This window comes from Streptomyces kebangsaanensis, assembly GCF_001906585.1.
Lineage (GTDB): Bacteria > Actinomycetota > Actinomycetes > Streptomycetales > Streptomycetaceae > Streptomyces > Streptomyces kebangsaanensis.
Map to the genome: position 1 here is coordinate 19,979 of NZ_JUJA01000162.1, position 4,777 is coordinate 24,755.

The window sequence follows — 4,777 nt, forward strand, 5'->3', positions numbered from 1 at the left end:
CCGCGCGACCCGGGCCGCGACACGGCGGCCGGCCGGGACACCTCCCACGACGAGGGGCCGCGCGACCCCGGCCGGGCCTGCGCGGACCCCGCCGACGGGAACTGCGCGGGCGGCGCGGCCCAGCACGGTGTGCAGGCCGGTGCGGGCGGCGCGTTCACCACCTCCCTGCCGGCCCTGGTCGTCGGCGGCCTGCTGATCGCCGCGGCGCTCGGCGCGGCGGTCCACCGGGTGTGGCAGCGCCGGAAGGGCTGACCGGACCCCGGGACGCCGTGGGGTGCCGTAGCCCTGTGTGATCTTCGCAACCCGCCGGGCGGCCATGGGGCGGCGCTTCCCGGGGTACCCGAAGCCCGCGGGCCGCTCGGACCGGCGGCGACACGACACGGCATCAGGGACTGCGCGGAGGTGCCCATGCGGCGGACGGACCCCGAAGGCCACGGCCCCGTCCGCTACGGGCCGTCAGCCCTCCCCGACGACGGACTGCCCGTGCTGCCCGAGCTGTCCGCCGCGCTCGCCGGAGCCGCGAGCCGGTCCCGGGAGAGACCGATCGGCGGCGGCACGGCCCTGCTGGACGCCGCCTGCGGCTACTGGCTGCGGCGCGGGCTGTCCACCCGGCCCGACCGCGTGGCGGCCGCACCCGGCGCGCCCTCCCTGCTGCTCGCGCTCACCGCCGCGCTCGGCGGGGACGTCCTGGTGCCCCGTCCCTGTGCCGCCTGGTGGGCGCCGTACGCGCGCCTGCTCGGCAGACCCGCCTTCCCCGTGGCGACGCCCGCCGAGTGCGGTGGCGTCCCCGACCCGTACGCCCTGCTGGAGACCGTCCGCCGGGTCCGCGTCGAGGGCGGCGATCCCCGGCTGCTCGTCCTGTCCGTCGCCGACGACCCCACCGCGACCGTCGCACCGCCCGAGGTACTGCACGAGACCGTCGAAGCCGCCGCCGGCGAGGGACTGCACCTGGTCAGCGACGAGACCTGGCGCGACACCGTGCACGCGCCGCACGAGACGGTGCTGCTCAGCCCCGCCGAGATGCTGCCCGAACGGGTCACCGTCGTCACCGACCTCGCCGGCGCCTTCCTGCCCGCCGGCTGGCCCGCCGCCATCGCCCGCTTCCCCGCCGGCGCCACCGGCGACGCGCTGCACGCGCGCGTGCTCGACGTGCTCACCGCGCTGGACGCGCGCGTCGCGGAACCGGTCGCCGCCGCGGCCGCCTACGCCCTCGACGAGCCCGACGCCGTCACCGCGCGCCTGACCGCGTCCGTACGCCTGCACGCACGCGTGGCGCACGTCGCGCACGCGACCCTGGTCGCCGCCGGCGCGCTGGTACGGCCGCCGCGGGCCGGCCGCCACCTGTACGCCGACCTCGGCTCTCTGCGCTCCGTCCTCGCCGCCCGCGGAGTGGGGGACGCACAGGATCTGGAGGACTTCCTCACCGCCCGCCTGGGCCGGCCCGTGCCGGGCGGCCACCGCTTCGGCGACGACCTGGGCGCGCTGCGGGTACGGCTGTCCACCGCGGAGCTCCTCGGCCGCACGGACGAGGAGCGCGCGGAGTGCCTCCTGTCCCCCGAGCCGTTGGAACTGCCGCAGGTGCAACGCGCGTTGCTCTCCTTGAAATCGGTCCTCGACGATCTCCGCGACGACGCTCAGCGATGGGAGTCTCCTCGATGACGCAGCAGTCCGAGTCGACCACGTCCACGACCACCGCCCGGGAAGCCGACGACCCCGCGGTCCCGTCCCCGCTCGCCCCGCCGCCCGCACCGTACCCGCCGCTGGCCGAACCCAGACCGCTGGGGGAGCGGCGGGTGTGGCCGCGCACCTTCCACGACCGGCTCACCGCCCCGCTGCCCGGTCTGAAAGCCCTCGCCCGGTTCGCCCGCGAGGGCGCCGTACGGCCGGCCAAGGAGAGCCTCGCCGACGTCCCGCTGCTGCCGTACGAGCCCGCCCCGGTGCCGCGCGTGGACGCCCGCACCGTCGCCGTCAGCTGGGCGGGGCACGCCAGTTGGGTCGTGCGGATCGGCGGGCTGACCGTGCTGACCGACCCCGTCTGGTCCCGCCGCATCATCGGCACCCCGGCCCGCGTCACCCCCGTCGGCGTGCCCTGGGAGGAACTGCCGCGCGTCGACGCGGTCGTCATCAGCCACAACCACTACGACCACCTGGACGCGCCCACCCTGCGCCGACTCCCGTGCGACACACCGGTGTTCGTGCCGGCCGGGCTCGGACGCTGGTTCCGGCGCCGCCGGTTCACCCGTGTCACCGAGCTGGACTGGTGGGAGGCGGCCGAACTGTCCGGCGTCCGCCTCGACTTCGTCCCCGCCCACCACTGGTCCAAGCGCACCCTCACCGACACCTGCCACAGCCTGTGGGGCGGCTGGGTGCTCACCGCCCCCGACGGACAGCGCGTGTACTTCGCCGGCGACACGGGGTACGGCCACTGGTTCTCCCGCATAGGCCGCCGCTACCCCGGCATCGACCTCGCCCTGCTCCCGATCGGCGCCTACGACCCCCGCTGGTGGCTCAGCGACGTCCACTGCGACCCGGAGGAGGCGGTCCGGGCCACCCAGGACCTCGGCGCCCGCCGCATGGCCCCCATGCACTGGGGCACCTTCATCCTCTCCGCCGAACCGGTCCTGGAACCCCTCACCCGGGTCCGGACGGCCTGGTACAAAGCCGGACTCCCCCGAGAGGACCTGTGGGACCTGCCGGTGGGCGGGTCCCGCGTCCTGGACCGGGCGTTCCGTCCGGGGGACGGCGCCAGGGAGGCCGGCGTGGGCGGTGGCGGCGGGGTCAGTCGGAGCGGTGGGCCGGGATCAGGCGGCGGAGGCGGCGCCAGGCCGTGGGGGCGGTGCTCAGGAGGACGGTGAGGGCGACGGCGGCGACCAGGCCCTCCCAGGGCTCCTCGAACAGGGAGCCGCCGAGGATGCCGATCAGCTGGTACGTGACCGCCCAGGCCAGGCACGCCGGGAGGTTGCCGCGGGCGAAACGGCGCAGGGGCCACCTGGCCAGCAGGCAGGCCAGCATCACCGGTATGCGGCCGGCCGGGACGAGACGGGAGAGGACCAGCACCGCCACCCCGTGGTCGGCGAGCCTGTCCTGCGCCTGCCCGAGCCGTTCCTCCGGCGCCCGCGCGCGGATCGCCTCCAGCCAGCGCGAACCGTTCTTCGACCGCAGCCCGCGCCGCCCCAGCCAGTACAGCATCGCGTCCCCGAGGAACGCCGCCAGCGACGCCGTCACGAACACCAGCGCCAGCGAGAACGGCGCCGTCCGGTGAAAGGCGACCACCGCCGCCGAACTGACCAGCGCCCCCGTCGGCACCACGGGCACCAGCGCCCCGATCAGCACCAGCAGGAACAGCGACGGATACCCCAGCGCCTGCTGTGTGGGCTCCGCCGGCACCACCGATGTCACGGCGGCGGCGAGCCGTATCACCGGGCGACCTCCAGGCGCACGCTCTCCCCGTGCCCGAGCCGGTGCACCGCCACGCCGGGCGCGCGCCGCGCGGCCAGGCGCACGAACTCGTCGCCCGGCGCATGGAACTCATGGGGGCGCACGGCGTCCATCCCGATCGGCCAGTACGTGCCGTAGTGCACCGGCACGGCGAAGTCCGGCGCCAGCCGCGCCAGCGCCCGCGCCGCCCCTCCCGCGTCCAGATGGCCCTCCCCGAGGTACGGTCCCCAGCCGCCCACCGGCAGCAGCGCCGCGTCCACCGGCCCGACCTCCTCGGCCATCGCGTCGAACAGACCGGTGTCCCCGGCGAAGTACGTCCGCGCCTCGCCCTCGACGACGTACCCGAGCGCGGGGGAGTGGCGCCGCCCGACCGGCAGCCGCCGCCCGTCGTGGTGCGCGGGCACGACCCGTACGACCACGCCGCCGGCCTCGACCCGGTCCCCGGGCGTGACCTCGGTGATCCGCAGGTGGCCGAGCCGGCGCAGCCCGGGTACCGCGCGGAGCGCGCCCCGGGGCACCAGCAGGCGCGTGCCCCGCTCCAGCCGGGCCAGCGAGGGAACGTGCAGATGGTCGGCGTGCAGGTGGGAGACCAGCGCCACGTCCGCGTGCCAGGCGGTCGGCGGCGGCAGCGCGCCGCGGCGGCGCCGCAGGTGAGCGAGCCGACGGGCGAACAGGGGGTCGGTGAGCACGCGGACGTTCGAGTCCTCGACCGTGCAGGTGGCGTGACCCCACCAGGTGATCTCCACCGGCACCGGTTTGCCTCCTTCGTGCGACTCCCCCTGAGCCTACGTGCAGGAGTAGGGTCGGCGACGAAAACCCGGAGGTGAGGGGGACGCCATGGGAGAAGTGCGGGACGCCCCCGGGGGGGACGGCGCCCCGGCGGCCGTCCGCGTCACGGCGATCGCGAGCCTGACGCCCCTGGAGGAGCTGCACGACGACCCCTTCCTGGTGGACTCCCGCAGCCAGCACGCGATGTGCGCCCGCTGGGCGGCCGAACACGGTTACGTGGTCGCCCGGGAACTGCTCGTCCGCGGACTGCGGGCCGACCACCGCGCCCTGTGGGAGGGGGTCCGCCCCGGCGTCGACCTCTTCGTCGCCCCCAGCCGCCGCGTGCTGGAACGGGCCCTGTCCTCCGTCGAGGAGTTCACCGCGGAGTGCGCGCGCCGCGGAGTGCGGGTGGAGACGGTGGGCCGGGCCGAGCCGTCGTACGACGCCCAGATGAAGGCCCGGGTCCACCGCCGCCTGTCCATGCCCACGGCCGGCTACGACGGCCGGTAGACCGCCCCGGGCCCGTCGGCCGGGCCGGCCGCCGGCTCTTCTGTCCGGCCACGGGCCGGGC

General features: G+C 76.5%; 5 protein-coding genes and 1 pseudogene. 4 read left to right on the plus strand and 2 right to left on the minus strand.

All coding sequences use genetic code 11. The annotated features are described in order from the left end of the window. The 3 genes and pseudogenes from RH94_RS40970 to RH94_RS31400 all read left to right on the plus strand — a co-directional run. Positions 1-252: pseudogene (locus tag RH94_RS40970) on the plus strand (hypothetical protein); the annotation flags it as partial. A gap of 156 nt (positions 253-408) precedes the next feature. Further along, entirely contained in the window at positions 409-1,659 is a 1,251-nt protein-coding gene (locus RH94_RS31395; protein WP_073951731.1) for an aminotransferase class I/II-fold pyridoxal phosphate-dependent enzyme, read from the plus strand. Continuing rightward, entirely contained in the window at positions 1,656-2,855 is a 1,200-nt protein-coding gene (locus RH94_RS31400) for an MBL fold metallo-hydrolase (protein ID WP_234426159.1), read from the plus strand. The genes RH94_RS31395 and RH94_RS31400 overlap by 4 nt, the downstream gene beginning before the upstream one ends. On the opposite strand, the gene RH94_RS31405 is transcribed toward RH94_RS31400, so the two are convergent. Next, on the minus strand, positions 2,779-3,420 hold the full coding sequence (locus tag RH94_RS31405) for a DedA family protein (protein ID WP_073951732.1): 642 nt from the start codon (positions 3,418-3,420) through the stop codon (positions 2,779-2,781). The two genes, RH94_RS31400 and RH94_RS31405, sit on opposite strands and share 77 nt — an antisense overlap. Continuing rightward, positions 3,417-4,190, minus strand: coding sequence for an MBL fold metallo-hydrolase (locus RH94_RS31410; protein ID WP_073951733.1), 774 nt, complete (start codon positions 4,188-4,190; stop codon positions 3,417-3,419). Before RH94_RS31410 ends, RH94_RS31405 begins: the two co-directional genes overlap by 4 nt. 85 nt (positions 4,191-4,275) lie before the next feature. Between RH94_RS31410 and RH94_RS31415 the strand changes: the two genes are divergently transcribed. Continuing rightward, positions 4,276-4,716: a hypothetical protein gene (locus tag RH94_RS31415; protein ID WP_073951734.1), complete on the plus strand. Its 441-nt coding sequence runs from the start codon at positions 4,276-4,278 to the stop codon at positions 4,714-4,716. Positions 4,717-4,777: the final 61 nt, after the last annotated feature.

What these genes read in the sequence shown, in the direction of transcription:
- RH94_RS31395 (WP_073951731.1), top strand. Translation starts at nt 409, where the DNA reads ATGCGGCGGACGGACCCCGAAGGCCACGGCCCCGTCCGCTACGGGCCG.
- RH94_RS31400 (WP_234426159.1), top strand. Translation starts at nt 1,656, where the DNA reads ATGACGCAGCAGTCCGAGTCGACCACGTCCACGACCACCGCCCGGGAA.
- RH94_RS31415 (WP_073951734.1), top strand. Translation starts at nt 4,276, where the DNA reads ATGGGAGAAGTGCGGGACGCCCCCGGGGGGGACGGCGCCCCGGCGGCC.